The organism is Pseudomonas sp. EpS/L25 (assembly GCF_001512295.1).
Lineage (GTDB): Bacteria > Pseudomonadota > Gammaproteobacteria > Pseudomonadales > Pseudomonadaceae > Chryseomonas.
This window is the reverse complement of the sequence record NZ_LNUP01000011.1, coordinates 885,102-910,702: the sequence shown is the minus strand read 5'-3', so window position 1 is coordinate 910,702 and position 25,601 is coordinate 885,102. Positions and strand designations below refer to the sequence as shown.

Genomic DNA, 25,601 nt, shown 5'->3' with positions numbered 1-25,601 from the left:
TGACCGGGTTCACCGGAATCCGTCGCGCCCTGATGCCGCTGTGGGTGCGGAACAGATTCCATATCAATGACTTAGAGGTAAGGCATGGCAGCCTGGGACATCTTCTGCACGGTGGTGGACAACTATGGCGACGCGGGTATCACCTGGCGGCTGGCCCATCAGTTGGTTGCCGAGCATGGGCAGCAGGTGCGCCTGTGGATCGACGACCTCTATCCCTTGGCACGTATCCAGCCGGGAGTGGATGGCGCCGCCGAGCAGCAATGGCATCGTGGCGTCGAGGTACGGCTCTGGCGCTCTGGCGGGATCGAGGCTGAGCCGGGCGACGTGGTGGTGGAAGCCTTCGCCTGCCAGGTGCCGGAAGACTTCGTCGCGGCCATGGCGCGACGCCCCGTGCGGCCGCTCTGGCTCAACCTGGAGTACCTGAGCGCAGAGGAGTGGATCGAAGGCTGCCATGCCCTGCCTTCGCTACAGCCCACCGGGTTGAACAAGTATTTCTTCTTTCCCGGCTTCACGCCCAGGGTGGGAGGACTGCTGCGGGAGCGGGGTCTGCTCGCCCAGCGGGACGAATTCCGTGCGACTGCCCAGGCGCGCATCGATTTTCTCGCCGGGCTGGGTCTTCAGCGGCTGCCTGACGAGCGCCTGTTCTCGCTGTTCGCCTACGAGAACCCAGCCTTGATCGACTGGTTGGATGCCCTCGGCGCGAGTGCCAAGCCCACCTGTCTGCTGGTACCGGAGGGGCGGGTACTGGCCAACGTCGCCGCCTGGCTGGGAGTGGACTGGCTCAAGGCCGGCGACAGCCATCGCCGCGGTGCCCTGCGGGTCCAGGTGCTGCCTTTCGTCTCCCAGCAGGAGTACGACCGTCTGCTCTGGTGTTGCGACTTCAACGCCATTCGTGGCGAGGACTCCTTCGTCCGCGCGCAATGGGCCGCCCGCCCGTTCGTCTGGCACATCTATCCCCAGGAAGAAGACGCCCATTTCGCCAAGCTCGAAGCCTTTCTCGCGCGCTACGTCGAGACGGCGGCGCCCATGCTGGCCAAGGCTATCAGCGGCTTCTGGCTGGCCTGGAACGGTCGCGGCGATCTCGCTGCGGCGTGGTCGGCACTCGACGTTCAGGTCGCGGACTGGCGGATACTGGCGAGCGATTGGAGCGAGCGGATGGCTTCTCATAGCGATCTTGCCAGCAGCCTGGTGCTTTTCCATACAGATTGGCTATCATATGGCGCCTCGAAATCCCGTTCTTCCATCCATACGGATAACCGCATGAAAACCGCACAAGAGTTCCGTGCCGGCCAAGTGGCCATGATCGACAACGCTCCCTGGGTCATCCAGAAAGCTGAATACAACAAGTCCGGCCGTAACGCTGCAGTGGTCAAGATGAAGCTGAAGAGCCTGCTCTCCGGCAGCGCGACCGAAACCGTCTTCCGCGCCGATGACAAGCTCGAGCCGGTCATTCTGGATCGCAAGGAAGTCACCTATTCCTACTTCGCCGATCCGCTGTACGTCTTCGTCGACGCCGACTACAACCAGTACGAAGTCGAGAAGGACGACCTGGGCGAGGCCATCGCCTTCATCGAAGACGGCATGACCGACGTCTGCGAAGCGGTGTTCTACAACGATCGCGTCATCTCCATCGAGCTGCCGACCACCATCGTGCGCCAGATCTCCTACACCGAGCCGGCCGTCCGCGGCGATACCTCGGGCAAGGTCATGAAGACCGCTCGCCTGAACAACGGCTACGAGCTGAAGGTGTCCGAGTTCTGCGATATCGGTGACCACATCGAGATCGACACCCGTACCAACGAGTACAAGTCGCGCGCCAAGGTCTAAGAAACTATCCAAAGTCTGCTGCGCGTCGGCCAAACGGCGTTGAAAATGGTCTGGGTCGCCAGCCCGGTCGGAATGCTCATTTACTACTCGTAAACTCCGCTTCCTCAGCCATTTGATTCGCTGGCGCTCACCCTACGGGCCAGCCGTTGGCTGTTACTCCCGTTGGTCGTTGCGCCTTGTTTGGCTCTAGCTCGCGAGACTCTGAACAGGCTCTAATCCAGGCGTCTCGATGAAAAGCCCGGCTCGCCGGGCTTTTTGCTGTCTGGGTGCCTGCCGGCCCCGACTGCTGTTCCGCATTCCCTTCGCTTCTGGATAGTGCCGCCGTGGAATCGCTGTTTACGCTGTTGATGGATGTCGTCCTCGGGGCGGTGCTGGGTGTGGTGGGTGGCCTGTTCGGCATCGGTGGCGGCTTGATCGCCATTCCCGTGCTGGCGCTGCTGTTCGGCCTCGACCAGCAACTGGCCCAGGGCACCGCCCTGGTGATGGTGGTGCCCAATGTGCTGCTGTCGGTCTACAAGTACAACCAGCGCAATCGCATCGATTGGCAACGTGCCAGCCTGCTGGCCGCCGCCGGCATGCTCTCGGCGCTGGCAGGGACCGCTCTGGCGGTATCCCTGGATGCGCACTCGATGCGCCATGGCTTCGTCGGCTTCCTGCTGCTGCTGGTGCTCTACAACCTCTGGCAACTCTATCGCCGTGGACAACCACCGCTCACCACCCCCAGTCGTCTGGGTCTCGGCGTGCTGGGGCTGGTGGCCGGGCTGGTCGGCGGCCTGTTCGGCGTGGGCGGGGCGGTGATCGCCACGCCGATCCTGGCGGGCGTGATGGGGCTGAGCCAGGTCGCGGCCCAGGGCATGTCCCTGGCCATGGCGCTGCCCACCACCGGCGTCACCCTGGCCAGCTACGCCTGGCACGGCGAGGTCGACTGGAGTGTGGGTATTCCGCTCGCCCTGGGCGGCCTGCTCAGCGTGAGCTGGGGGGTGAAGTTGGCGCACCAACTGCCCGAGCGGCTGCTACGCCTGCTGTTCTGCGGCTTCCTGCTGCTCTGTGCGGTGCTCTTGGCCTTGCGTTGACTACTGACGGAAACCTTCGGCGATGTGCTCGGCGAGGGTGTCGATGATCGGCGAGGCGCTGCGCGGACTGCGCAGGAGTTCGATGGAGCAGGAAGGCAGGTCGGGCATGCCGTCCGCTTCCCCCAGCCGCCGCAATTCGTTCGGTAGCAGGCTTTCCAGCTGGGCCGTGACTGCCAGACCTGCGTTGACGATGCCGAGCAGGGCGGCCAGGCTCGGGCTGCTGTAGGCCAGGCGATAGCCGCGCCCGCGATTGTCCAGCGCGCGGCGCGCCCAGTCGCTGAGGAAGCACGAGGTGTTGAACATCGCCAGCGGCAGCGGATCGCGCTGGTGGACGTCGAAGCCAGGTGCTTCCGCCCAGACGAAGCGTTCCCGTCGCAGTGGCAGGCCGATCTCGTTGCCCGGCTCGCGGGTGACGATGGTCAGATCCAGATCCTGACGTTGCAACAGGCCGGCGCTGGGCTCGCAATGCACGTCCACCTGCACCAGCGGATAGGCCTTGGCAAAGCCCGCCAGGATGCCCGGAATGAACCTCATGACGTAATCGTCGGGCGTGCCGATACGCACCGTCCCCACCATGTGCGGCTCCCGCAGGGTGGTCATCACCTCACCGTGCAGCTTGAGGATGCGCCGTGCATAACCCAGCAGGATCTGGCCTTCCGCGGTCAGCCGCACCTGGCGCCCATCCCGCTCGAACAGCCGTCGCTGCAGCACGTCCTCTTCCAGTTTGCGCATCTGCATGCTGACCGCCGACTGGGTGCGGCTGACGATTTCCGCTGCCCGGGTGAAGCCGCCATGTTCCGCGATGGCAACGAAGGTGCGCAGCAGATCCGAGTCTATGCTGGGATAGTTCATCTCATCATCCGGGTGAATGTGTTGCATAAGAAAGATTCGTTGGATTGATGTTAAGCCGAATCGGAGACTGGAGCCATAGCCCTCAATGAAGGAGAGTGTCATGGCTCAGCTCGCATCTCATCGTGTTTCCTCCGTCTGCCTGGCAGCGTCGTCGGGTGCCCTCGGTCGTTTGCATCAGGCATTTGTCTGGCTACAGCAAGTGCTGGAAGTCTCTCGCCAGCGCCGTGCTCTGTACCGTTTGGATGACACCGCCCTGAGCGACCTTGGCTTGAGTCGTGCCGATGCCTGGCAAGAGGCCGACAAGCCGTTCTGGCAGCAGCCGCTCGATGAGGGTGGCCGCCGATCCTGCTAGGGTGAGGGCTCACCTTCTTTCTATCGGGAGTGCGGATGGACAGCCTTTCCCTGCGTGAGGCCCGGCGTCTGGCCTTGCGCGCTCAGGGCTTCGGTAGCCCAGCCAAGGGCGGCGCGGGCGTGGCCGCTCTGTATCGTCAGGCCGCGCGCCTGGGCGTACTGCAAATCGACTCGGTCAATGCCCTGGTGCGCTCCCACTATTTGCCGCTGTTCAGTCGGCTGGGACGCTATGAGTTCAGCGACTTCGACGCCCTGGCCTGGGGCCAGGGTCGCTCACGCCAGCTCTATGAATGCTGGGCCCATGAGGCTTCGCTGGTGCCTGCGGAGGTCTGGACCGAATTGCGCTGGCGCCGGGAGCTGGCGCGGCAGGGCGTAGGGATCTATCGGCAGTTGGCCCGCTTCGCGGTCGAGCAGCCCCAGGTGGTGGCCCAGACGCTCGAGGCCGTGGTGCAGCGCGGCCCATTGGGCGCCGGCAGCCTGGCGAAGCGCGCCGACAAGGCCGGGCCCTGGTGGGACTGGAGTCCGACCAAGCTGGCACTGGAATGGCTGTTCGCCGCGGGTGAGGTCACGGTGGCCGGTCGCCGCGGTTTCGAACGACTCTACGATCTGCCTGAGCGAGTCCTGCCAGCGACCATCCTGGCGGCCCCGGTGCCGACACCGGCCGCGGCGCGGCGGGCACTGCTGCTGCGCAGTGCGCGGGCGTTGGGCGTGGCGACCGAGATTCAGTTGCGCGACTATTTTCGTCTCAGTCCCGCCGAAGCCCGCCAAGGCATCGCCGAATTGCGCGAGGAGGGCAGTCTGCAGCCGATCCAGGTGCAGGGCTGGTCCAAGCTCGCCTACGTCGCGGACACCCCGAATCCAGGGCGACCGGTGCGCGCGGTGGCGCTGTTGTCGCCTTTCGACTCCCTGGTCTGGCAGCGCGGACGCACCGAACAACTGTTCGACTTCCGCTACCGGCTCGAGCTCTACACACCAGCGCCCAAGCGGGTCTACGGCTACTACGTGCTGCCCTTTCTCTATCGGGAGCGCTTGGCGGCACGGGTCGACCTGCGCGCCGAGCGGGCGCAGTCGCGGTTGGCGGTGCATGCCGTGCATCTGGAGCCGGCGGGGCTGGACGAGGAGGGGCGGGAGGCCTTGGCCGGGCAGTTGCGCGAGCTGGCCGACTGGCTGGGGCTTGCCGAGGTGCAATTGCACGGGCCGGCCAGCGTTCTGCAAGAGGCGCTGGCGCCCGTTAGGTGGTCGCCGCGCACGGCGACCACCTAAAGCTACTCAGCGGCGGATGCCCTTGAGCGTCTCGGCGATCATGAAGGCCAGCTCAAGGGACTGGTCGGCGTTCAGGCGTGGGTCGCAATGGGTGTGGTAGCGGTCGGAGAGGGCATCTTCGGTAACCGGGCGGGCGCCGCCGATGCATTCGGTGACGTTCTGGCCGGTCATCTCGATGTGGATGCCACCGGCGTAGGTGCCTTCCGCCTTGTGCACGCCGAAGAACTCCTTGACCTCGCCCAGCACGCTGGCGAAATCCCGGGTCTTGTAGCCGCTGGAGGCCTTGATGGTATTGCCGTGCATGGGGTCTGAGCTCCACAGCACCTGGCGGCCTTCGCGTTCCACGGCCTGGATCAGCCGCGGCAGGTGATCGCCGACCTTGCCGACGCCCATGCGCACGATCAGGTTCAGGCGACCCGGGTCGTTCTCTGGGTTCAGGGTATCGAGCAGGCGGATCAGGTCTTCGCTGGTGGTGGAGGGACCGACCTTGACGCCGATCGGGTTGTTGACCCCGCGCAGGAATTCCACGTGGGCACCGTCCGGCTGGCGCGTGCGGTCGCCGATCCAGAGCATGTGCGCGGAGCAGTCGTACCAGTCGCCGGTCAGGCTGTCGCGGCGGACGAAGGCTTCCTCGTAGTTGAGCAGCAGCGCCTCATGGGCGGTGAAGAAGTTGGTTTCCTTGACCTGGGGCGCGGTGTCCAGGCCGCAGGCGCGCATGAACGCCAGGGTCTCGTCGATGCGGTCCGCCAACTGGTGATAGCGGTCGGCCAGCGCGGAGTTGGCGATGAAGTCCAGGTTCCAGCGATGTACCTGGTGCAGGTCGGCGAAGCCGCCCTGGGCGAAGGCGCGCAGTAGGTTGAGCGTCGCGGTGGACTGGTTGTAGGCCTGGATCAGGCGCTGCGGATCGGGGATGCGGCTGCCTTCGGTGAAGTCGATGCCGTTGACGATGTCGCCGCGGTAGGCCGGCAGGGAGACGCCGTCCTGGGCTTCCTCGCCCGACGAGCGCGGCTTGGCGAACTGGCCGGCCATGCGCCCGACCTTGACCACCGGGCAGCCGGCAGCGAAGGTCATGACCACGGCCATCTGCAGCAGCACCTTGAAGGTGTCGCGAATCTTGCCGGCGGAGAATTCGAAGAAGCTTTCCGCGCAATCACCACCCTGCAACAGGAAGGCCCGACCCTGGGTGACTTCGGCGAACTGCCGGCGCAATTCGCGGGCTTCACCGGCGAACACCAGCGGCGGATAGCCGGCCAGGGTGCGCTCCACCTCGGCGAGGCGGGCTTGATCGGGGTATTCGGGCTGTTGCTGGATGGGCAGGCCTCTCCAGCTGGTAGGGCTCCAGGGCGCGGACATGGCTCTCTCTGCAAGGGATCGACGAAGCCGGTCATGATAACCGAAGGAGCCGGTAGCGCTCGATAGACTATGGCCATGGCGGCTACCATGGTGGTCAATAGAGGAGGGTGGTGATGGCGGCTACGGAAGTCTTGCTGGAGGAGGTCGTCGATGCCCATGGGCGAATCCGGGTGGTCGAGGTCGGCCCCTATCGCTTCCTGGAGTTCGGCGAGGAGGTGGAGCAGAGCTGCGTCTTCACCCGGGACCCGGCCTGGCTGGAATACGACTATAACCGCGCCATGCTGCTGGGGGCACTCTGCCATCCCGCGCCGCGGCGGGCGCTGTTCCTCGGCTTGGGCGCCGGTACCCTGACCCAGGCCTGCCTCAAGTGGTTGCCGCTGGAAGCGGTGGAGGCCCTGGAACTCCGCCCGGAGGTTCCGCGCCTGGCGCGGGAGCACCTGGGGCTGGGCGACGATCCGCGGCTCGACATCCGTATCGGCGATGCCATGGAGTTGCTAGAGGCGGCAGCCCCGGCGGATCTGGTCTTCGTCGACCTCTATACCGACGTGGGCCCCTCGAGTGCCCACCTGGCCTGGCGTTTCCTGGAAAACTGCCAGGCCAAGCTCCAGTCCGGCGGCTGGCTGGTGATCAATCAGTGGAGCACCAATGACGGCAAGCCCCTGGGGGCGCCCTTGCTGCGCGGACTGTTCCGCCACCACTACTGGGAATGTCCGGTGGTCGAAGGTAACGTCATTCTGCTGGTGCCGGCCAGTCTGGAACAGGAGCTGGACGAGGCTGGGGTGCGGGCGCGGGTGCGCGACCTGACGCCGCAGGCGGGCTTCGATCTCGAGCCTTATCTGGACGGCCTGCGTGCGGCGACCTGATCGGATATCGGCTAACGTCCTCTGGAGAAATGTCCAGGGGTCGGGTATGATTCGCCCCGGTCTTTTTGACCTTCCGTTCAGGAACTGCATTTTCCCGGTCCGCCGCCATGGTCACACCGGTGTGCGTTCGCCCGACGGCGAACAATCCTAGACGCTTCACCCCTTTTTCATCCGCTATTTCGCAAAAAGCTCACACCTTGGCTGCCTGGGCGACTTCGGTCATTCGGATAAGCGCAGCTCTTGGCTTTGGGGTCTTTGCGAAGCACACGAGGCAAGACAATGACCCAGGACATCAGCAATTTCGCTGCGCTCAATCTCAATCCCGCCATCCTCGCCGCCATCAAGGCCGTCGGCTACGAAGAGCCGTCGCCCATCCAGTCGCAGTCCATCCCGGTGATCCTCGCCGGCCACGACATGATCGGCCAGGCGCAGACGGGTACCGGCAAGACCGCAGCTTTTGCTCTGCCGCTGCTCTCGCAGCTCGACCCGTCCCGTCGTGAACCCCAGATACTGGTGCTGGTTCCTACCCGGGAACTGGCTCTGCAGGTCGCTACCGCCTGCGAAACCTACTCCACCGAGATGCCCGGCGTTAAAGTCGTGGCCCTCTACGGCGGCGCGCCCATGGGCCCGCAGCTGAAGTCCCTGCGCATGGGTGCCCAGGTACTGGTCGCCACCCCCGGTCGCCTCTGCGACCACCTGCGTCGTGACGACAACCTGCTGGCCACCGTCCAGCACCTGGTGCTCGACGAAGCCGACGAGATGCTCAAGCTGGGCTTCATGGACGACCTCGAATTCATCTTCGAAGCCATGCCGGAATCCCGTCAGACCGTACTGTTCTCGGCCACCCTGCCGCCGTCGATCCGCGCCATCGCCGAGCGTCACCTGAAGGAACCGCAACACGTCCGCATCGCGGCCAAGACCCAGACCGTCGCTCGCATCGAGCAGGCGCACCTGATGGTCCACGCCGACCAGAAGCCGGCCTCGGTGCTGCGCCTGCTGGAAGTGGAGAACTTCGACGCCCTGATCGCCTTCGTCCGCACCAAGCAGGCGACCCTGGACCTGGCCGAGCTGCTGGAGCGCCAGGGCTATCGCGTCAGCGCCCTGAATGGTGACATGCCCCAGGCCCAGCGTGAGAAGACCATCGAATCGCTCAAGGATGGTTCCCTGGACATCGTGGTCGCCACCGACGTGGCCGCCCGTGGCCTGGACGTGGCGCGTATCACCCACGTCCTGAACGTCGACATGCCCTACGATCCCGAGTCCTACGTCCACCGTATCGGCCGTACCGGCCGTGCCGGTCGCGAAGGCCGCGCCCTGCTGCTGGTGACTCCGCGTGAGCGCCGCATGCTGCAGGTCATCGAGCGCGTCACCGGTCAGCGCGTGGGTGAGATTCGCCTGCCCGACGCCGAAGCCGTGCTGGAAGCCCGTATCTCGCGCCTGGCCGATGGCGTGGGTTCGCTGCTGGCCGATGCCGATGCTACCCACGGCGCCCTGCGTCAGGAGTTGTGCGAGCGTCTGCAGTGCGATCCCTCGACCCTGGCTGCCGCGCTGCTGGCCAAGCTGACCGCTGGTCGTGCCCTCGACATCGAGTCGTTGCGCCGTGAGCAGCCGCTGACCCCCGGCTCTGGCCGTGGTGACCGTCCGCGTACCGAACGCGGCGATCGTCCTGAGCGTGGCGAGCGTCCGGATCGCGGCGAGCGTCGCCCGATGCAGCCGCTGCCGGAAGGTCGCGTGCGCTGCCGTACCGCCCTGGGTGCGCGCGATGGCATCGCTGCCAAGAACCTGCTGGGCGCCATCATCAATGAAGGCGGCATGGATCGCGAGGCCATCGGCCGCATCCAGATCCGTGACTCCTTCAGCCTGGTGGAGCTGCCCGAGGAAGGCCTGGAGCGTTTGCTGACCAAGCTCAAGGACACCCGCGTAGCCGGCAAGGCCCTGCGCCTGCGTCGCTATCGCGAGGATTGATCCCCGCGTAATGAAAAAGCCCCGGATATCCGGGGCTTTTTTCTGCCTGCCGGAACACGGGCTAGAAGATCACCTTGTCGCGCAGCTTCTCGGCGGCCAGCTGCAGGGCCTGGATGACCCGCTCCTTGTCGTAGTTCTGGATGTTGTTGGTATCCAGGTACATGGAGAAGCCGGGCAGCTCGTGTTCGACGTAGCTGGGGGAGGCGCCCAGGTCGCGGCGGAAATCCACTACCTGATAGATCTGCACCGGCTTGCTGAAGCCCTTGACCGTGATCTGGCTCTTGTCGCGGCACATGATGGTGTCCTTGATCAGCGAATAGGTCTCGTGGCTGATCAGGATCTCGCCGGCGTCGGCGGCGTTTTCCAGACGGCTGGCCAGGTTCACCTCGCGGCCGATGATGGTGTAGTCCATGCGCGTGCTGGAGCCGAAGTTGCCCACCGTGCAGTAGCCGGTATTGAGCCCCATGCGGATTTCCAGCGGCTTGTTGATGCCCTGACTTCGCCATTGCTGGCGCAGCACCTTCATGTGCTTGCGCATGGCGATGGCCATGGAGACCGCGGCCACCGCATCCTTCTTGGCGCCCTGGCTGTTGGCGTCGCCGAAGAACACCATGACGCAATCGCCGACAAACTTGTCGATGGTGCCGCCATACTTCACGGCGATCTTCGACATCTCGTTGAGGTAGTTGTTGAGCATGTCGGTGAGGGCTTCGGCCTCGAGTTCCTCGGACAGCTCGGTGAAGCCCTTGATGTCGGAGAAGAACACCGTGAGCTTCTTGCGCTGGGTGCCCAGGGCGATGTGCTGCTTGCCGGTGAAGATGGATTCCCACACCTGGGGCGAGAGGTACTTGGCCAGGTTGTGCGCCAGGATCGCCGATTTTTCCTGCTCGCGCTTGAGGTCGTCGTTGATCTGGATCAGGCGCTTGCGTTGCCGGTGCAGGAAGTAGGCGGTGCCCCAGAGGTGCAGCATGGTGCCCACCACGGCGGTAACGGCCACCAGCAGCGGACTGGTCAGGTCGACACCCTGGAAGAAGGTGGCACTGCCCAGTGCCGCGGCGCTGGTGGCGAACAGCAGGCAGAGCCCGAGCAGGCGCGGACCACCGCGCAGCATGCTGGTATAGCCGAGCATGATCAGCAGCATCAGGGTGGGCATCAGCGGGAAACGTAGTACCACTGCGGCCAGGCCGACGTGGATGGCATCGACGGCCGCGAGCAGGATGTCGGTCTGGGGGCCGCGGTCGCGCCTGAGCTTGAGGCTGATGGTCTGGGCCAGGTGCGGATAGAGCAGGGCGTAGGGAATCAGCCACAGGCCGACGGCGTTGGCCTGGGTGTAGTAGCCGGCGGAAATGCTGGCGGCGGCGATCAGATAGGCGAATACCCGAGCGTAATAGACACCCAGGCTGTCACCGGAAGCAGCGAGGAACCGGTTGAGCGCAAACTTCATCTGACGGGTCCGTTTGGAGATAGGCGATAAGTCGTTACAACTCCGTTCGCGACGATGAAAGCGGCCGGGTTTTCGAGCTGCAGCAATTTTAGCCGAGAGGCTCGAGCTCGGCCAAGGATGTCACCAAATCCCCTCGTATGACATCGAATTTCAAGGGGGCTCGGTGGGTTACACTGGGCCATTTCCCCAGGAGTGACCCCATGGATGCCCTTGAAGCCCTTTGCAATCGTGCGTCGGTCGGTCGCCTCACCGAGCCCGGACCTTCCGTCGAGCAGCTCGAGTTGCTCCTGCGCGTCGCGGACCGCGCGCCGGATCACAAGCTGTTGCGTCCCTGGCGACTGATCCTGGTGTCGGGCGAGGGGCGCGAACGCCTGGGCGAGCTCTATGCCGAGGCGCTGCTGCGGCGCGAGCCCGGGGTGGACGCCGCGGCCCTGGACAAGGCCCGGCGCATGCCCTTGCGCGCGCCCCTGGTGATCGCCGTGGTCGCCTCTCCCCAGGAGCACCCGAAGGTACCGCTGCAGGAGCAGATCATCACCGCCGGCTGCGTCGCCCACGGGCTGGTCAATGCGGCCTTCGCCCTCGGCCTGGGCGCGGTCTGGCGCTCCGGCGAGTTCAGCTACGACCCCTGGGTGCTGCGGGGGTTGGGCCTGGCTGCCGAAGAGCAACTGGTGGGCTACATCTATCTGGGCACGCCGGAGGTGGCGCCGCGAGTGCCGGCGCCCAGGGATCTGGGTCAGCAGGTCAGCCATTGGCCAGGACCGGCCGTAGCGGCAGAGTGACGCTGGCGACGAAACCGCCCTGCGGATGATTGGCCAGCAGCAGGTCGCCGCCATGGCGCTGCACGGCACGGCGGGCGATGGCCAGGCCCAGGCCGTAACCGTTGGCTTGCTGGTGATCCGCGCGAAAGAAGGGCTCGCCCAGGCGGGGTAGATCGTCGGCCCGGACGCCGGGACCGTGGTCGCGGACCTGGATGCGCACCTCGCCGGCAGCGACCTCCGCCGAGATGACGATGGGCTGTGCTGGCGGGTTGAAGCGCAAGGCGTTGCGCAACAGGTTGTCCAGCGCGCGTTCCAGGACGTCGGGCCAGCCGTCCAGCTGCAGGGCGGGGGGCACGTCCAGTTCGATCCTCTGCTGGGGCGCGGTGAGCTGGGCGTCCTCGACCAGGCTACTGAGCAGCGGGTGCAGCTCGACCTGCTCGGGTGGACCCGGATCGGCTTCCTGGCGGGCGAGGGCGAGGATTTCGCCAATCAGGGTTTCCAGGCGATCGCATTCCAGCGTCAGGCGCGGCCACATGTTGCCCAGGTCGTGCGGATCCGAGCGTTCGGCGAGAGCCAGGGCGATGCGCAGTCGGGCCAAGGGCGAGCGCAGTTCGTGGGAAACGTCGCGCAGCAGCTGACGCTGGCTGTCGATCAGCCGCTGCAGGTGCGCACCCATGCGATTGAAGTCGCTCGCCAGCACACCCAGTTCGTCCTTGCGGCGGGCCAGGCGGGCGAGGGTGTCCTGCTGATAGGCCGTCTGGCCAAGATCATGGACGGCACGACGCAGGTGATTGAGCGGACGGGTCAGGCTGAGCGTCAGCAGCAGGCTGAACAGCGTCAGTACCAGGGTGGCGATGGCCAGGGTGCCGACCGGCCAGAACAGACTCTCGCGGCGCCAGGCGCCCAGTTCCGGCGTGGGCAGGTGGTAGATGAACAGGTAGTTCTGGCCGCTGGGGCTGGTGTATTCGTCGGTCAGACGTCGCCAGGGCAGCGGTCGGTTGGGGTCGCGGGCACCTGGGCCGGGGCGCTGCAGGCGCTGTGGCTGGTCGGGATCCTGGTCGAAGAGGCGCGGTGGCAGGGTGCCGCGCACCAGGGGCGAGCCGTTCTCGCCCAGCACCAGCACATCGATGCCGTAGCGGCCCTTGCGCTGTTCGAGGAGTCCCTGGGCCGCGGCGGGGCCGTCGTTTTCATAGCGTTGCACCCATTGTTCGGGCAGGTCGCGCAAGCCTGGATGCTGCGCGAGGATCCAGGAGTCCTGGTCGGCCAGGTGGCCGAGCAGCATGGTCAGGCCGACCGCGGAGAGGATGGCCAGCCAGAAGGTGGCGAAGATGCGCCAGAAGAGGGAACGAAAAACCATGCGGTCGCCTTAGAGCCTGTTCAAAATCTGCTGCGCGTCGGCCAAACTGCGTTGAAGATGCCCTGGGTCGCCAGCCCCATCTAGGCGGCCCCGCCGGAATGCTCATTTACCACTCGTAAACCCGAGCGCGGGTCCGATCCGCTTCCTCAGTTATCTTCGCGGGGCCAGCTAGGCCTTGTCTGTCTCTTGCTCGGAGCGTTTCAGCAAATTCTCGCGCAAACGCCGCGCCGAGGACCGTTGGCGCGGCGGACGGGGGGTTACGAGGATTTGTGGTCTTGCTTCCACTGCTGGAATTCGGCCCATTCCTTGGCGCGATCCTCACGCTTCTTCTCCATTTCGTCGAAGCGCTTCTGCTGGTCGGGCTTGAGCAGGGCGCGAATGGCCTGGCGAGTCTTGTCGCGATTGCCGGCGAGCTGCTCCTGCAGGGCCTTGCGCTGGTCCTCGGGGAGTTTGTCCAGGTAGCTCTTGACGATCTCACGCTGCTGCCGGTGCTCTGCGCCCATCAGCTTGCCCACCTGCTCACGCTGATCGGGGGTGAGCTTGAGGCCGCGCAGCGGACCTTCACCGCGGTGGCCGCCATCCATCGGCTTGGCCTGGGGGGGCGGGGTGATGCCGGTGCCGTCCTGAGTGGCGGCCAGGGTCAGGGTGGGCAACAGGGCCACGAAGAGGACGGCGGGCATGAGTTTGCGCATCGGAAAATCTCCTTGGGATGGCCGGTTGCGATACCGGATGGGCCCAAGTCTAGGAGCCGGGGAGTCAGTGGCGGTCAGCGGGCGTAAAGGCGGGGTAAAGACGCGGGCGCAAGCACCCGTCGCCTAGACGCTGTAGTAGTAGCCGCGGCCACGCAGGGCCAGGATGCGCGGACGACCGTCGGCATGGCTGCCGAGCTTGCGTCTCAGGTTGCTCACGTGCATGTCCAGGCTGCGATCGTAGAGCGTCAGCTTGCGCCCCAGCGCGGCCTGGGCCAGCGCCTGCTTTTCCAGGGGCTCGCCCGGTTGGCGCAGCAGGGCTTCGAGGATGCGGCTTTCGGTCAGGGTGAGGGTGATCTCGGTCTCGCCGATGTTGGCCACGCCTCGCGCCAGGCTCAGCGACAGGTCGCCCAGTTGCAGGCGGGCGGCGGGCTGCGCCGGATGGCTGCGCCGGAGGATGGCCCTCAGGCGTGCGGTGAGCTCTCGCGGATCGCAGGGCTTGGCCAGGTAATCGTCGGCGCCAAGCTCAAGGCCAAGAATGCGATCGAGGGGCTCGCCGCGGCCGGAGAGCATCAGCACCGGCAGCTGTGGATGGTCGCTGCGCAGTTGCTTGAGCAGTTCCAGGCCACTGCCGTCGGGCAGCATGACGTCGAGCACCACCACGTCGGGTGTCGCGTCGCGCAGGTGGTTGCGCGCATCGACACCGGCATGGCAGGCGGTGACCTCGAAGCCTTCCTGTTTCAGCCAGGCGCCGAGCAGGTCGCAGAGTTCCTGGTCGTCGTCGATCAGCAGAATCTGGCTCATGGCACTAGTCTCGCGGTTCGTCCATGGGTTGCAGATGACGCGCCAGATACAGGCCCTGGCCGAGCATGAAGACCAGGGTCATCGCCAGGCTGCCGAAGACCTTGAAGTCCACCCAGATGCTCTCGAAGGTGAAGGCGACGAAGAGATTCGCACAGCCGCAGACGATGAAGAAGATGATCCAGGCGATGTTCAGGCGCGTCCAGATCGGCGCCGGCAACTTGACCGCATGGCCGAGCATGCGCTGGATGAGCGGCTTGTCACCGATGAAATGGCTACCGAGGAAGGCCAGGGCGAACAACCAGTTCACCACCGGTGCCTTCCATTTCAGGAAGGTTTCGCTGTGGAAGGCCAGGGTCATGCCGCCGAACACCAGACAGGCCAGCAGTGTCAGCCACTGGCTCTTCTCCAGCCGGCGCTGGGCCACGTAGATGGCGCCATAGACCACCAGCGAGGCAGCGATGAGCACGGCGGTGGCACTGAAGATGCCCCCCAGGGTGAACGCGTGCCCGGCGAACTCCACCGGACGCGGGTCGAGCTTGTAGACGAGGAAGAACAACAGGAGGGGGATGAAGTCGATGAATTGTTTCATTACCGCAGCCGATAGCCGTGCATCGCGGCATAATACCCGATGAAGCCGGAGGAGAAAGCCCATGCGTGTCGACCTGCACTGCCATACCACCGCGTCCGACGGCGCCTTCGCGCCGGCCGAGGTGGTCAGGCGCGCCCATGAGCGCGGCGTGCAGCTCCTGGCGATCACCGATCACGACACGCTGGACGGCTACGCAGAGGCGCTGGACGTCGCCCAGGGCCTGGGTATCCGGCTGCTGCCGGGGATTGAGATGTCCTGCACCTGGGGTGGTGCGACGCTGCATGTCCTCGGCTACGGTTTCGCGCCCGGAGCGCCGGAGCTGACCGGGGCGCTCGACGCCCTGCACGAGGGTCGCTGGGAACGCGCCCGGGAAATCGACCGGCGCCTGGCGGCCAAGGGCATGCCGGCTACCCTAGAAGGCGCCCGCGCGGTGCAGATGGCCCTGGGCGACAGCCGCAACGCCCCGGCGCGGCCGCACTTCGCCGAGTACCTGGTGCAGGCGGGCTACGTGGAAGACCGCAACGATGCCTTTCGCAAGTGGCTAGGAGGCGGCAAGCTCGGCGACGTCAAGCAGCACTGGCCGACGCTGGCGGAAACCCTGGCCACACTCAAGGCGGCCAAGGCCTGGATCAGCCTGGCCCATCCGCTGGCCTATGGCTTCACCCGTACCAAGCTGCGCAAGCTGATCGGCGATTTCGTCAGCGGTGGCGGCCATGCCATCGAGGTGGTCAATGGCGTGCAGCCGGCCGAGCAGGTGGGTACCCTGGCAATTCTGGCGCGCGAATTCGGTCTGATGGTGAGCGCGGGCAGCGACTTCCATGCGCCGGCCGACTGGTCGGAACTCGGTATGTACCGACCGGTGCCCGAGGATCTGCCGCCGCTCTGGGCGCGCTTCAGTCAACCGCTGTACCCTCAGGATCGGGAACCCCAATGAGCCAGTTCATCGAGATTCATCCGCAGAATCCCCAGCCGCGGCTGATTCGTCAGGCCGTGGATATCATCCAGTCCGGTGGCGTGATCGCCTATCCGACCGATTCGTCCTATGCGCTGGGCTGTCGGATCGGCGAGAAGAGCGCGGTGGAGCGCATCCGTCGTATCCGCCAGCTCGACGACAAGCACAACTTCACCCTGGTGTGCTGCGACCTGTCGGAGCTGGGCATCTATGCCAAGGTGGATACCAGCGCCTTCCGCCTGCTCAAGGCCTATACCCCCGGCCCCTACACCTTCATCCTCAACGCCACCCGCGAGGTGCCGCGCATGCTGCTGCATCCCAAGCGGCGCACCATCGGCGTGCGGGTGCCGCAACATCCCATCACCCTGGCGCTGCTGGAGGCATTGGGCGAGCCGCTGATGAGCGTGAGCCTGATCCTGCCCGGCGATGACGAGGCGCTGGGCGATGCCTGGGAGATCCGCGAGCGCCTGGAGCATTTCGTCGACCTGGTGATCGAGGGCGGTCCGGGCGGCCTGCAGCCCTCCACGGTGATCAGCCTGGCGGACGACGAACCCGAGGTCATCCGCGTCGGGGCCGGTGATCCGACGCCCTTCATGATCGAGGCATGAGCGAGGTGCTCGACACGGAGCTGCTCGAACCCGAGCAGCTCCGCCTGGCGTTGGTCTACGGCGAAGCCTTCACCGAGCTGCCGCAGGACCTCTATATCCCCCCGGACGCCCTGGAAGTCTTCCTCGAAGCCTTCGAAGGGCCCTTGGACCTGCTGCTCTATCTGATTCGCAAGCAGAACATCGACATCCTCGATATCCCCGTGGCCGAGATCACCCGGCAGTACATGACCTACGTCGAGCTGATGAAGGCCGTGCACCTGGAGTTGGCCGCCGAATACCTGCTGATGGCCGCCATGCTGGCGGAGATCAAGTCACGCATGCTGCTGCCGCGCCCGGAAGGTCTGGATGCGGAAGAGGAGGATCCGCGCGCCGAGCTGATCCGCCGCCTGCAGGAATACGAGCGCTTCAAGAAGGCTGCCGAGGACCTCGACGAGCTACCACGCGAGGGGCGCGATTTCGTGGTGCCGACCTTGCCAGCCCCCGAAGCCCGGGCACGCAGGCTGCTACCCGAGGTGGAGCTGGGCGAGCTGCTGCTGGCCATGGGTGAGGTGCTGCGGCGGGCGGACCTGTTCGAGAGCCACCAGGTGACCCGCGAGATCCTCTCGACCCGGGAGCGAATGAGCCAGGTGCTGGAACGACTCAAGAATGGCGACTTCGTGCCTTTCGTCGCCCTGTTCACGCTGGAGGAAGGTCGGCTCGGGGTGGTGGTGACCTTCATGGCCATCCTCGAGCTGGTCAAGGAATCTCTGGTGGAGCTGGTGCAGAACGAGCCCTTCAGCCCCATCCACGTGCGTGCCCGGGTCAGCGGCATCGACGCGGAAGAACAGCTTCAGGCGTAGGCCAGGGCCGCCGTGGCCGCGGGGCTCTTGCGTTTTGCGACTGTCAGGCGAGCGCCACTTCCGGCGGCCAATAGCGCCGCGGCTTCGGCGACGCTCGGGCTGCCGGTGTGCTGCTGCACCGTGGGACTTGGCGTGCTGACGCCGGCCTGTCGAGCCAGTTGGTCCGCCGGAAAGCCCCGCAGAGGCAGGCGCCAGCCTTGGGCGAGGGCTTGAACCGCGGGTTCGTCCAGCCGCCCTGTTATGGTCGCCAGGGCGGTCAAGGTTTCGACCGGGCAATTCGCCTCCTGCAGCACGGCCAGTGCCAGTTCGGCCAGTTCCTCCGCTGGGCAGCCCTGGCGACAGCCGACGCCGAGCACTCTGGTCATCAGCATCGAGCGCCCTGGCGGCGGAACAGCCAACTGCAGGCCAGGCCCAGCAGCAGCCAGAACGGCAGGTTGCTCGCCAGCACGGCGAGCTGGAAGTGCCGTTGCAGGTCTTCCGGCGCCAGGCTCCCATGCGCGACCGGTTGGGGCGCACCCAGCAGGTGGGGAAGGACCAGCAGGCCCAGGGCGGCGAGCTTGAAGCCAGGATGGCGGGCGAACGCCAGCAGGGCGAGGGCAGTTGCGGTAGCCGTGGCAGTGCCTATCCACCAGGCCTGGCGCAGGGTCAGGTCGGCTGCAGCGGTGCCCGGTAGCTCCGGCGGCAGTCCCAGGCTCGGGGCAAGGCAGAAGGTGGCATAGCCGGCCAGGCCCCAGAGTAGTCCCTGGCGCAGGCGGGTCGGCGGCCGCAGGTTGAACAGCCCGGCCAGCACCAGACCGAAGCCCACGGCCACCACCAGGTTGCCGCCGAAGGTGGAGAGGGTGCGCGGCCAGCCGTCTTCCGGCGACCAGGCTTCGTCGCCGTGCTCATGGTGCTGGGCCATCGCCGGGGCTTCGGTCTGGACCTCGTAGGTTTCTGCCTGGAGGATGAGCGGCGTCATCCAGAGGCTTTGCAGGACGCTCAGCAACAGGGCGGCGAGCAGCCCGGCGACGCCGGCGCTGAAGGCGATACGCTGGAACATGGCGAACTCCTTCAGTGGCAGGGAAAGCCTTCGCTGTGGCGGGTATCGTGGGCACCGTTGTGCAGGGCCTCGATGTGGGAGAAACCGGCCAGGAATACCAGGCCCAGGCCGAACAGGCCGGCGAGCAGGGTGGCGGTCAGGCGTTGGGTGCGGGTACTGGTCTGGGATAGGGCGGTGGTGGAGCGGGTAGCGGTCATGGCAAGGCCTCGGAGTCGAAGCGGCAGGGACGCGCCAAGGCAGCGAGCCGCAGGCGGCCGCCGTCCAGCACGACCGCCCACCGCAGGTTGCTTGAAAGCGACAGGCCGGTCTCCGGACTCACGAGGGTTGCAAGATGCGGCCTTCGCTGCGTGTCGGCCTGGCTGCGTCGAAACCCACCGCGGAATGCTCATTTACTCTCGGTAAACCGCGCTTCCTTGGAGGATTTCGCCTTGCCAGGCGCTAGCTCAAGACCGCATATCTAGGCAACTACCAGGATCGCCTTCCCCAGGCTTGCCGGCCGGGTGGCATCGTGATCCTGCGCTCGTCTACCGTTGCGGGGGCAGTGCCGGACTTGGACCGGCTTCCCGTTTCACCGCGACCCATGGCGGAGTCGCGACACCTGAAGCAACGGCGAGCAGACCACGGGCTTCCGCTACCGGTCAAGCCCCTTCGATTGACACCCCGGGAGGGCGCTCGTAGCCTGTCGGGCTTCGAGGTGCTTTCCTCACCGAAAGCTTGAAAGGGAACGCGGTGCGACACCGCGGCTGCCCCCGCAACTGTAAGCGGCATTTTTAGCCTCTCCACTAGAGCCTGTTCATAATTTGCTGCGCGTCGGCCAAACTGCGTTGAAGATGCCCTGGGTCGCCAGCCCGGTCGGAATGCTCATTTACCTCGCGTAAACTCCGCTTCCTCAGGCATCTTCGCCTTGTTTGACTCTAGCTCGCGAAATCATGAACAGGCTCTAAGGCCACTGCTCACGCGGGAAGGCCGGAGCCGGGCGCCGCGAGCCAGGAGACCTGCCTCGCCAGCTTCGAACACGCAACCGGGCGGGGTGATCCGGGCTGCCACCAGGGCTTCGCCAGCGCGAGCGCCCGGCATGCCTGCCCGTCTTTTTTCGCTTTATCTCTAAGGGCAGCCCATGAAAACCCTGGCCAAGACCCCCGTCACCATCGTCACCGGCTTCCTCGGTGCCGGCAAGACCACCTTGCTGCGACACCTGCTCGACCATGCCGAAGGCCGCCGCATCGCGGTGATCGTCAACGAATTCGGCGAACTGGGCATCGACGGCGAGATCCTTCGCCAGTGCAGCATCGGCTGCACCGAAGAAGAGGCCCAGGGCCGCGTCTTCGAGCTGGCCAACGGTTGTCTGTGCTGTACCGTGCAGGAAGAATTCTTCCCGGTGATGAAGGAGCTGGTGGCGCGCCGCGGCGACATCGACCATATCCTCATCGAGACCAGCGGCCTGGCCCTGCCCAAGCCCCTGGTGCAGGCCTTCCAGTGGCCGGAGATTCGCAACGCCTGTACCGTGGATGCGGTGATCACCGTGGTCGACAGCCCGGCGGTGGCGGCTGGCACCTTCGCCGCCCATCCCGAACAGGTGGACGTCCAGCGCCGCCAGGATCCCAACCTGGACCATGAATCGCCGCTGCATGAGCTGTTCGAAGACCAGCTTGCCAGTGCCGACCTGGTGATCCTCAACAAGGCCGACGGCCTGGATGCCGGGGCTCTGGCGCGGGTACGTGCCGAGGTGAGCGAAGAGTTGCCGCCGGCGGTCAAGGTGGTGGAAGCCAGTCGCGGCGTGCTGCCCTTGTCGGTGCTGCTGGGTTTGCAGGCCGAGTCCGAGGCCCATATCGACAGCCGGCCGACCCACCATGACCTCGAAGGTCATGAAGACCATGATCACGACGAATTCGACTCCTTCGGTGTCGAGCTGCCGGAAGTGGCGGAAGCCCCCTTGCTGGCGGCCCTGGGCGAGGTGGTGAGGACCCATGGTGTGCTGCGGGTGAAGGGTTTCGCCGCCATCGCCGGCAAGCCGCTGCGCTTGCTGGTACAGGGCGTGGGTACCCGCTTCGACAAGCACTTCGACCGTGCCTGGCAGGCCGGCGAGACCCGCAGCACCCAGCTGGTACTGATCGGTCAGGAGCTGGACCAGGCGGCCATCACCGCCCAGCTACGCGCCGCGGTGGCCTGAACCTAGATGCATCTGCTGCGTACCCAGCCGGGCGGTTTCGTCCCGGACGATGGCATCGCCCACCTGGCGCAGACACCCGGAGAAATCGTCGTGCTCTGCAGCGGCGATTCGCACCTGGCGCTGCTGGCCGAGGCGACCCGCACCCTGGACGCCGGCTATCCGAGCCTGCGCCTGGCCAATCCCATGCAACTGCAGAACCACGCCTCGGTGGATCTCTATGTCGAGGAGGTGCTGAGCCAGGCACGGGTGGTGTTCATCTCCCTGCATGGCGGCCAGGGGTACTGGCGCTATGGCATGGAGCAACTGGCGGAATTGGCGGCGCATGGGTTGACCCTGATCGCGGTCCCCGGCTGCGACCGCCCCGATCCGGAACTGATGGCCCTCGGTACGGTGGCGCCCGAGCTGGCGGAACGGCTGTGGCGCTATCTGCGCCAGGGTGGCCTGGGCAATGCCCGGGATTTCCTGCACTGCCTGGCCGCGGAATGCCTGGATGCCCGGTACACCTACGAGGCTCCACGGGAATTGCCGCGGGTAGCGGTCTACCAAGCGGAGGGCCTGGGCCTCGACGGCTGGCGCCAGCGTTGGCGACCGGACTGGCCGACGACGGCGCTGCTGTTCTATCGCACCCACCTGCAGTCGGCCAACACTGCCTTCGTCGATGTCTTCTGCCAGCAGCTAGAGGCCCAGGGCCTGAATCCGCTGCCCATCGCCGTGGCCAGTCTCAAGGAGCCGGCCTGCCTGGAGGAGGTGGAGCGGCTGCTGGACGAGACCGACACGGTGCTGATCCTCAATACCACCGGCTTCGCCCAATCCAGCCCGGAGCGACCGAATCTCGCGCCCTTCCGCCGCCCGGTGCCGGTGCTCCAGGCCATCTGTGCCCAGGACAACCGCGAGCGCTGGCAGGAAAACGCTCAGGGGCTGGGCGCTCGCGACCTGGCCATGCACATCGCCCTGCCGGAGCTGGATGGGCGCATCATCACCCGGCCGATCAGCTTCAAGGGCCTGGCCTGGCGCTGCGAGCGCAGCCAGAGTGACGTGGTCAACTACCAGGCCGATGGCGAACGCATGGCCTTCGTCGCCCGTCTGGCGCGCAGCTGGATCGAACTGGCACTACGCCCGGCGGCGGACAAGCGCATCGCGCTGATCCTGGCCAACTACCCGACCCGCGACGGCCGCATCGGCAACGGTGTCGGTCTGGATACGCCAGCGGCGGCGCTCAAGGTGCTGCAGGCGTTGCAGACGGCTGGCTACCCGGTGGCCAATCTGCCGGACAGCGGCACCGCCCTGATCGAGCGCCTGCTCGGTGGGGTGACCAACGACAGTGCCCTGCGTGATCTGCGGCCGGCCTTGCAGAGCCTGAGCCTGGACGACTACCAGGCCTTGTTCGAGCGCCTGCCCCTCTCGCTACAGCAGGCGGTGACCGACCGTTGGGGGGCGCCCGCGGCAGATCCCATGCACCGTCGTGGCCGCCTGATGGTAGCCGGGGTGCGCTTCGGCCTGACCTTCGTCGGCATCCAGCCGGCCCGTGGCTACGACGTCGATCCGGCGGCGGTCTACCACGATCCGTCGCTGGTGCCGCCCCATGGCTACCTGGCCTTCTACTTCTGGCTGCGCGAGGTCTATGGCGCCCAGGCGGTGGTCCACCTGGGCAAGCACGGCAATCTGGAATGGCTACCGGGCAAGGGGGTGGGGTTGTCGGAAGCCTGTTGGCCCGACGCCATCCTCGGGCCGCTGCCCAACGTCTATCCCTTCATCGTCAACGATCCGGGCGAGGGTGCGCAGGCCAAGCGCCGTACCCAGGCGGTGATCATCGACCACCTGATGCCGCCGCTGACCCGTGCCGAGAGTTACGGCCCGCTGCGCGACCTGGAGCGCCTGGCCGATGAATACTACGACGCCAGCCTGCTGGACCTGCGCCGCGCCACCGAATTGCGCGGCGAGATCCTGCAGCTGGTGCGCGAGACCGCCCTGGATCGCGAGCTGGGGTTGGTGATCACCGATGACCCCGACAGCTGGCTGCCGCAGCTGGATGCCTACCTGTGCGACCTCAAGGAATCCCAGATCCGCGACGGCCTGCACGTGTTCGGCGAATCCCCGACCGGACAGCTGCGCCGCGACACCCTGGTGGCCTTGCTGCGTATCCCTCGTGGCGATGCCCAGGGCGCCAATGCCAGCCTGTTGCGGGCGCTGGCCAAGGATCTGCAGCTGGACTTCGACCCCCTGGCCGCCGACCTGGGCGAGCCCTGGCTAGGTGAGCGTCCGGATAGCCTGGCGGCGCTGTCCGCCGAACCCTGGCGCACCCTGGGCGATACCCGGGAGCGACTGGAGTTGCTGGCACTCGCCCTGGTCGCCGCGATGGTGGATGACGAGTCTCTGCCGCTGGCGCTGGAGGACCTGCCGGCGACACGTCCGATCCTGGAACATCTGGTCACCCGGGTGGCACCGGCACTGGACGGCTGTGGCCCCGCCGAGATCGGCGGCTTGCTGGCGGCCCTGGATGGGCGCTTCGTCCCGGCCGGACCCAGCGGCGCGCCCAGTCGCGGCCGGCTGGACGTGCTGCCCACCGGGCGTAATTTCTTTTCCGTGGACGTGCGCAACCTGCCGAGCATGACGGCCTGGCGCCTGGGCTGGCAGTCGGCCAACCTGCTCTTGGAGCGTCATCTGCAGGAGGAGGGCGACCATCTGCGCCAACTGGGCCTCTCGGTCTGGGGCACGGCGACCATGAGAACCGGCGGCGACGACATCGCCCAGGCCATGGCCCTGCTGGGCGTGCGCCCGGTGTGGCAGACCGGCAGTGCCCGGGTGGAAGACTTCGAGATCCTGCCGCTGTCGCTGCTGGATCGCCCGCGGGTGGATGTCACCCTGCGCATCTCCGGCTTCTTCCGCGATGCCTTCGGCGGGTTGGTACGGCTGTTCGATGCAGCCGTCCAGGCGGTCGCGGCGTTGGACGAGCCTGACGATCTCAATCCCCTGGCGGCCCAGGTACGCCGCGAGCGCGCCGAACTGGAAGCCGTCGGGGCCGATGCCAACCTCGCACGGCGGCAGGCCGGCTGGCGCATCTTCGGCGCCCAGCCCGGCGCCTATGGCGCCGGTGTCCAGGGAGCGGTGGAGGAACGCCAGTGGCAGGACCGCAGCGAGCTGGCCACCGCCTATCTGAACTGGGGCGGTTACGCCTACGGCGCCGAGGATGACGGCACCGTCGCCCGTGACGACTTTTCCCGCCGCCTCGGTCGCCTGCAGGCGGTGCTGCAGAACCAGGACAACCGCGAGCACGACCTGCTCGATTCCAACGACTATTACCAGTTCCAGGGCGGCATGCTGGCCGCGGCAGAGACCCTGAGCGGCGAGCGGCGCGCCAGCTACTTCGGCGACCATGCCCAGGCCGACCTGCCAAAGATTCGCACCTTGAAGGAAGAGTTGGGCCGGGTGGTGCGCTCGCGTGCGGCCAATCCCAAGTGGATCGCCGGCATGAAGCGTCATGGCTACAAAGGCGCCTTCGAGATGGCCGCCACCGTGGACTACCTGTTCGGCTTCGGCGCCACCACCGAGCTGGTGGAGGATCATCAGTATCGGCAATTGGCCGATGCCTACCTGCTGGACGCCGAAACCCGCGATTTCGTCGAACGTCACAACCCCGAGGCGCTGCGCGACATGACCGAGCGCCTGCTGGAAGCCCAGCAGCGCGGTCTCTGGCAGGAACCGGGCGACTACCGCGAGGCGCTCGAACAGCTCTTGATGGATATGGATGAAGCCTGAATGACCGCTCCCGTCTTTCCCCTGGCCGCCGTGGTCGGCGCGGACGCTCTTAAGCTCGCGCTGTGCCTGAACGCCATCGACCCGCGTATCGGCGGGGTGCTGATCGAAGGGCCGCGCGGCATGGCCAAGTCCACCCTGGCGCGGGGCCTGGCCGACCTGCTCGGTGGCGGTCCCTTCGTCACCTTGCCGCTGGGCGCGAGTGAAGAACGCATCGTCGGCACCCTGGATCTGGACGCGGCCCTCGGCGAAGGCCGGGCGCGCTTCGCGCCGGGAGTCCTGGCGGCGGCGGACGGCGGGGTGCTCTATGTCGACGAGGTCAATCTGTTGCCGGACCACCTGGTGGACCTGCTGCTGGACGTCGCTGCCAGTGGCGTCAACCGCGTGGAGCGCGATGGCATCTCCCATGAGCACGCCGCACGTTTCCTCTTGGTCGGCACCATGAATCCGGAGGAGGGCGAGCTGCGTCCGCAATTGCTCGATCGCTTTGGCTTCGCGCTGGCTTTGGACTCTCGCCCGGCGCCGCGCGAACGGGCCGAGATCCTGCGGCGGCGGTTGGCGTTCGATAACGATCCGACGGCGTTCGTCGCCCAGTGGGAGCCGGCCCAGGCGACGTTGCGTGAGCGTTGTGCCCAGGCCCGTGCGTGCCTTGCCGACATTCCTTTGGATGATGCGGCGCTGGAAGCCATTACCGAAGCCTGTCACCAGGCCGGGGTCGATGGCTTGCGGGCCGACCTGGTCTGGCTGCGCGCGGCTCGCGCCCATGCGGCCTGGCGGGGTGCTGCGGCGATCGCCGGCGAGGACATCTCGGCCGTGGCCGACTTTGCCCTGCGCCATCGCCGCCGCGAACCTTCGTCAATAATACCACCCCTACAGAGTGATGCTCCGACGTCGAGCCCGGAGCAGGAGCGGGGTGATCAAGGGGCCGAGGGTGCCCGCGGCGAGGCGGATAGCGGTGACTGGGGCGCCCTGGCGCCCGAGCCGACCGCCAGCGGTCCGCGGCGGCGACTGGCCCTCCCAAAAAAGCCCTAGGCATCCGATCCGCCCGCACC

At 66.3% G+C, this 25,601-nt stretch carries 23 protein-coding genes, 1 pseudogene and 2 riboswitches; of the genes and pseudogenes, 14 read left to right on the top strand and 10 right to left on the bottom strand.

Going from position 1 to position 25,601, the window contains the following annotated elements:
• Positions 1-84: 84 nt before the first annotated feature.
• From earP to AR540_RS13170, 3 genes and pseudogenes are all read left to right on the top strand, one after another.
• Positions 85-1,212, top strand: a pseudogene (gene earP, locus AR540_RS25745) (elongation factor P maturation arginine rhamnosyltransferase EarP); the annotation flags it as partial.
• Positions 1,213-1,260: 48 nt separating this feature from the next.
• Positions 1,261-1,827, top strand: coding sequence for an elongation factor P (gene efp, locus AR540_RS25740; RefSeq protein WP_177339236.1), 567 nt, complete (start codon positions 1,261-1,263; stop codon positions 1,825-1,827).
• Between the two features lie 332 nt (positions 1,828-2,159).
• Positions 2,160-2,900, top strand: a complete 741-nt coding sequence (locus AR540_RS13170; protein WP_153014243.1) for a sulfite exporter TauE/SafE family protein — start codon at positions 2,160-2,162, stop codon at positions 2,898-2,900.
• Here the strand turns inward: AR540_RS13170 and AR540_RS13165 are convergent, their stop codons facing one another.
• A complete protein-coding gene (locus AR540_RS13165; protein WP_059229606.1) occupies positions 2,901-3,752 on the bottom strand; it encodes a LysR substrate-binding domain-containing protein in 852 nt (283 codons plus the stop codon).
• A 100-nt stretch (positions 3,753-3,852) separates the two neighbouring features.
• Between AR540_RS13165 and AR540_RS13160 the strand changes: the two genes are divergently transcribed.
• Positions 3,853-4,104: a DUF1127 domain-containing protein gene (locus AR540_RS13160; RefSeq protein ID WP_059229604.1), complete on the top strand. Its 252-nt coding sequence runs from the start codon at positions 3,853-3,855 to the stop codon at positions 4,102-4,104.
• Positions 4,105-4,139: 35 nt separating this feature from the next.
• Positions 4,140-5,366, top strand: coding sequence for a winged helix-turn-helix domain-containing protein (locus tag AR540_RS13155; RefSeq protein ID WP_059229602.1), 1,227 nt, complete (start codon positions 4,140-4,142; stop codon positions 5,364-5,366).
• Positions 5,367-5,372: 6 nt separating this feature from the next.
• On the opposite strand, the gene AR540_RS13150 is transcribed toward AR540_RS13155, so the two are convergent.
• Entirely contained in the window at positions 5,373-6,719 is a 1,347-nt protein-coding gene (locus AR540_RS13150; RefSeq protein WP_059229600.1) for a class II 3-deoxy-7-phosphoheptulonate synthase, read from the bottom strand.
• Positions 6,720-6,826: 107 nt separating this feature from the next.
• On the opposite strand from AR540_RS13150, the gene AR540_RS13145 reads away from it, so the two are divergent.
• Together AR540_RS13145 and AR540_RS13140 are read left to right on the top strand one after the other, a co-directional pair.
• Positions 6,827-7,582 (top strand): spermidine synthase, encoded by a 756-nt coding sequence (locus AR540_RS13145; protein WP_442963781.1) that lies wholly within the window; start codon positions 6,827-6,829, stop codon positions 7,580-7,582.
• Positions 7,583-7,861: 279 nt separating this feature from the next.
• A complete protein-coding gene (locus AR540_RS13140; protein ID WP_059229596.1) occupies positions 7,862-9,547 on the top strand; it encodes a DEAD/DEAH box helicase in 1,686 nt (561 codons plus the stop codon).
• A gap of 61 nt (positions 9,548-9,608) precedes the next feature.
• On the opposite strand, the gene AR540_RS13135 is transcribed toward AR540_RS13140, so the two are convergent.
• Positions 9,609-10,991 carry an adenylate/guanylate cyclase domain-containing protein gene (locus tag AR540_RS13135; RefSeq protein WP_059229594.1) on the bottom strand — a complete coding sequence of 461 codons (1,383 nt, stop codon included), beginning with the start codon at positions 10,989-10,991 and terminating at the stop codon, positions 9,609-9,611.
• A 200-nt stretch (positions 10,992-11,191) separates the two neighbouring features.
• On the opposite strand from AR540_RS13135, the gene AR540_RS13130 reads away from it, so the two are divergent.
• Positions 11,192-11,770, top strand: coding sequence for a nitroreductase family protein (locus tag AR540_RS13130; protein ID WP_059229592.1), 579 nt, complete (start codon positions 11,192-11,194; stop codon positions 11,768-11,770).
• Here the strand turns inward: AR540_RS13130 and AR540_RS13125 are convergent.
• From AR540_RS13125 to AR540_RS13110, 4 genes are all read right to left on the bottom strand, one after another.
• A complete protein-coding gene (locus tag AR540_RS13125; protein ID WP_059229590.1) occupies positions 11,733-13,106 on the bottom strand; it encodes a sensor histidine kinase in 1,374 nt (457 codons plus the stop codon). The two genes, AR540_RS13130 and AR540_RS13125, sit on opposite strands and share 38 nt — an antisense overlap.
• A gap of 257 nt (positions 13,107-13,363) precedes the next feature.
• Entirely contained in the window at positions 13,364-13,798 is a 435-nt protein-coding gene (locus tag AR540_RS13120) for a Spy/CpxP family protein refolding chaperone (RefSeq protein ID WP_059229589.1), read from the bottom strand.
• Positions 13,799-13,921: 123 nt separating this feature from the next.
• Positions 13,922-14,599, bottom strand: coding sequence for a response regulator transcription factor (locus AR540_RS13115; protein WP_059229587.1), 678 nt, complete (start codon positions 14,597-14,599; stop codon positions 13,922-13,924).
• Between the two features lie 4 nt (positions 14,600-14,603).
• On the bottom strand, positions 14,604-15,188 hold the full coding sequence (locus AR540_RS13110; protein WP_059229585.1) for a septation protein A: 585 nt from the start codon (positions 15,186-15,188) through the stop codon (positions 14,604-14,606).
• Between the two features lie 61 nt (positions 15,189-15,249).
• On the opposite strand from AR540_RS13110, the gene AR540_RS13105 reads away from it, so the two are divergent.
• The 3 genes from AR540_RS13105 (at position 15,250) to AR540_RS13095 (ending at position 17,587) form a co-directional block, all read left to right on the top strand.
• Positions 15,250-16,122: a PHP domain-containing protein gene (locus AR540_RS13105; RefSeq protein ID WP_059229583.1), complete on the top strand. Its 873-nt coding sequence runs from the start codon at positions 15,250-15,252 to the stop codon at positions 16,120-16,122.
• Entirely contained in the window at positions 16,119-16,748 is a 630-nt protein-coding gene (locus tag AR540_RS13100) for an L-threonylcarbamoyladenylate synthase (RefSeq protein ID WP_059229581.1), read from the top strand. Before AR540_RS13105 ends, AR540_RS13100 begins: the two co-directional genes overlap by 4 nt.
• 110 nt (positions 16,749-16,858) lie before the next feature.
• Complete coding sequence (locus AR540_RS13095; protein WP_177339235.1) at positions 16,859-17,587, top strand: segregation and condensation protein A; 729 nt, start codon at positions 16,859-16,861, stop codon at positions 17,585-17,587.
• Here the strand turns inward: AR540_RS13095 and AR540_RS13090 are convergent.
• From AR540_RS13090 to AR540_RS13080, 3 genes are read right to left on the bottom strand one after another with little or no spacing between them, the layout of a single operon-like run.
• On the bottom strand, positions 17,578-17,958 hold the full coding sequence (locus AR540_RS13090) for a cobalamin biosynthesis protein (RefSeq protein WP_236712058.1): 381 nt from the start codon (positions 17,956-17,958) through the stop codon (positions 17,578-17,580). The genes AR540_RS13095 and AR540_RS13090 overlap by 10 nt on opposite strands.
• Positions 17,952-18,626 carry a CbtA family protein gene (locus tag AR540_RS13085; RefSeq protein WP_059229577.1) on the bottom strand — a complete coding sequence of 225 codons (675 nt, stop codon included), beginning with the start codon at positions 18,624-18,626 and terminating at the stop codon, positions 17,952-17,954. Before AR540_RS13085 ends, AR540_RS13090 begins: the two co-directional genes overlap by 7 nt.
• A gap of 11 nt (positions 18,627-18,637) precedes the next feature.
• Positions 18,638-18,823, bottom strand: coding sequence for a CbtB domain-containing protein (locus AR540_RS13080; protein WP_059229575.1), 186 nt, complete (start codon positions 18,821-18,823; stop codon positions 18,638-18,640).
• Between the two features lie 86 nt (positions 18,824-18,909).
• Positions 18,910-19,243: riboswitch (cobalamin riboswitch) on the bottom strand.
• A 58-nt stretch (positions 19,244-19,301) separates the two neighbouring features.
• Positions 19,302-19,643, top strand: a riboswitch (cobalamin riboswitch).
• 100 nt (positions 19,644-19,743) lie between these two features.
• Between AR540_RS13080 and cobW the strand changes: the two genes are divergently transcribed.
• The 3 genes from cobW to AR540_RS13065 are packed head-to-tail and all read left to right on the top strand — an operon-like array spanning position 19,744 to position 25,581.
• Complete coding sequence (gene cobW, locus AR540_RS13075; protein ID WP_059229572.1) at positions 19,744-20,796, top strand: cobalamin biosynthesis protein CobW; 1,053 nt, start codon at positions 19,744-19,746, stop codon at positions 20,794-20,796.
• A 6-nt stretch (positions 20,797-20,802) separates the two neighbouring features.
• Positions 20,803-24,552: a cobaltochelatase subunit CobN gene (cobN, locus tag AR540_RS13070; protein ID WP_059229570.1), complete on the top strand. Its 3,750-nt coding sequence runs from the start codon at positions 20,803-20,805 to the stop codon at positions 24,550-24,552.
• Positions 24,553-25,581, top strand: a complete 1,029-nt coding sequence (locus AR540_RS13065) for an ATP-binding protein (RefSeq protein WP_059229568.1) — start codon at positions 24,553-24,555, stop codon at positions 25,579-25,581.
• Positions 25,582-25,601 lie beyond the last annotated feature (20 nt).

What these genes read in the sequence shown, in the direction of transcription:
- efp (WP_177339236.1), top strand. Translation starts at nt 1,261, where the DNA reads ATGAAAACCGCACAAGAGTTCCGTGCCGGCCAAGTGGCCATGATCGAC.
- AR540_RS13165 (WP_059229606.1), bottom strand. Translation starts at nt 3,752, where the DNA reads ATGAACTATCCCAGCATAGACTCGGATCTGCTGCGCACCTTCGTTGCC.
- AR540_RS13160 (WP_059229604.1), top strand. Translation starts at nt 3,853, where the DNA reads ATGGCTCAGCTCGCATCTCATCGTGTTTCCTCCGTCTGCCTGGCAGCG.
- AR540_RS13155 (WP_059229602.1), top strand. Translation starts at nt 4,140, where the DNA reads ATGGACAGCCTTTCCCTGCGTGAGGCCCGGCGTCTGGCCTTGCGCGCT.
- AR540_RS13150 (WP_059229600.1), bottom strand. Translation starts at nt 6,719, where the DNA reads ATGTCCGCGCCCTGGAGCCCTACCAGCTGGAGAGGCCTGCCCATCCAG.
- AR540_RS13140 (WP_059229596.1), top strand. Translation starts at nt 7,862, where the DNA reads ATGACCCAGGACATCAGCAATTTCGCTGCGCTCAATCTCAATCCCGCC.
- AR540_RS13135 (WP_059229594.1), bottom strand. Translation starts at nt 10,991, where the DNA reads ATGAAGTTTGCGCTCAACCGGTTCCTCGCTGCTTCCGGTGACAGCCTG.
- AR540_RS13130 (WP_059229592.1), top strand. Translation starts at nt 11,192, where the DNA reads ATGGATGCCCTTGAAGCCCTTTGCAATCGTGCGTCGGTCGGTCGCCTC.
- AR540_RS13125 (WP_059229590.1), bottom strand. Translation starts at nt 13,106, where the DNA reads ATGGTTTTTCGTTCCCTCTTCTGGCGCATCTTCGCCACCTTCTGGCTG.
- AR540_RS13120 (WP_059229589.1), bottom strand. Translation starts at nt 13,798, where the DNA reads ATGCGCAAACTCATGCCCGCCGTCCTCTTCGTGGCCCTGTTGCCCACC.
- AR540_RS13115 (WP_059229587.1), bottom strand. Translation starts at nt 14,599, where the DNA reads ATGAGCCAGATTCTGCTGATCGACGACGACCAGGAACTCTGCGACCTG.
- AR540_RS13110 (WP_059229585.1), bottom strand. Translation starts at nt 15,188, where the DNA reads ATGAAACAATTCATCGACTTCATCCCCCTCCTGTTGTTCTTCCTCGTC.
- AR540_RS13105 (WP_059229583.1), top strand. Translation starts at nt 15,250, where the DNA reads ATGCGTGTCGACCTGCACTGCCATACCACCGCGTCCGACGGCGCCTTC.
- AR540_RS13100 (WP_059229581.1), top strand. Translation starts at nt 16,119, where the DNA reads ATGAGCCAGTTCATCGAGATTCATCCGCAGAATCCCCAGCCGCGGCTG.
- AR540_RS13090 (WP_236712058.1), bottom strand. Translation starts at nt 17,958, where the DNA reads ATGCTGATGACCAGAGTGCTCGGCGTCGGCTGTCGCCAGGGCTGCCCA.
- AR540_RS13085 (WP_059229577.1), bottom strand. Translation starts at nt 18,626, where the DNA reads ATGTTCCAGCGTATCGCCTTCAGCGCCGGCGTCGCCGGGCTGCTCGCC.
- AR540_RS13080 (WP_059229575.1), bottom strand. Translation starts at nt 18,823, where the DNA reads ATGACCGCTACCCGCTCCACCACCGCCCTATCCCAGACCAGTACCCGC.
- cobW (WP_059229572.1), top strand. Translation starts at nt 19,744, where the DNA reads ATGAAAACCCTGGCCAAGACCCCCGTCACCATCGTCACCGGCTTCCTC.
- cobN (WP_059229570.1), top strand. Translation starts at nt 20,803, where the DNA reads ATGCATCTGCTGCGTACCCAGCCGGGCGGTTTCGTCCCGGACGATGGC.
- AR540_RS13065 (WP_059229568.1), top strand. Translation starts at nt 24,553, where the DNA reads ATGACCGCTCCCGTCTTTCCCCTGGCCGCCGTGGTCGGCGCGGACGCT.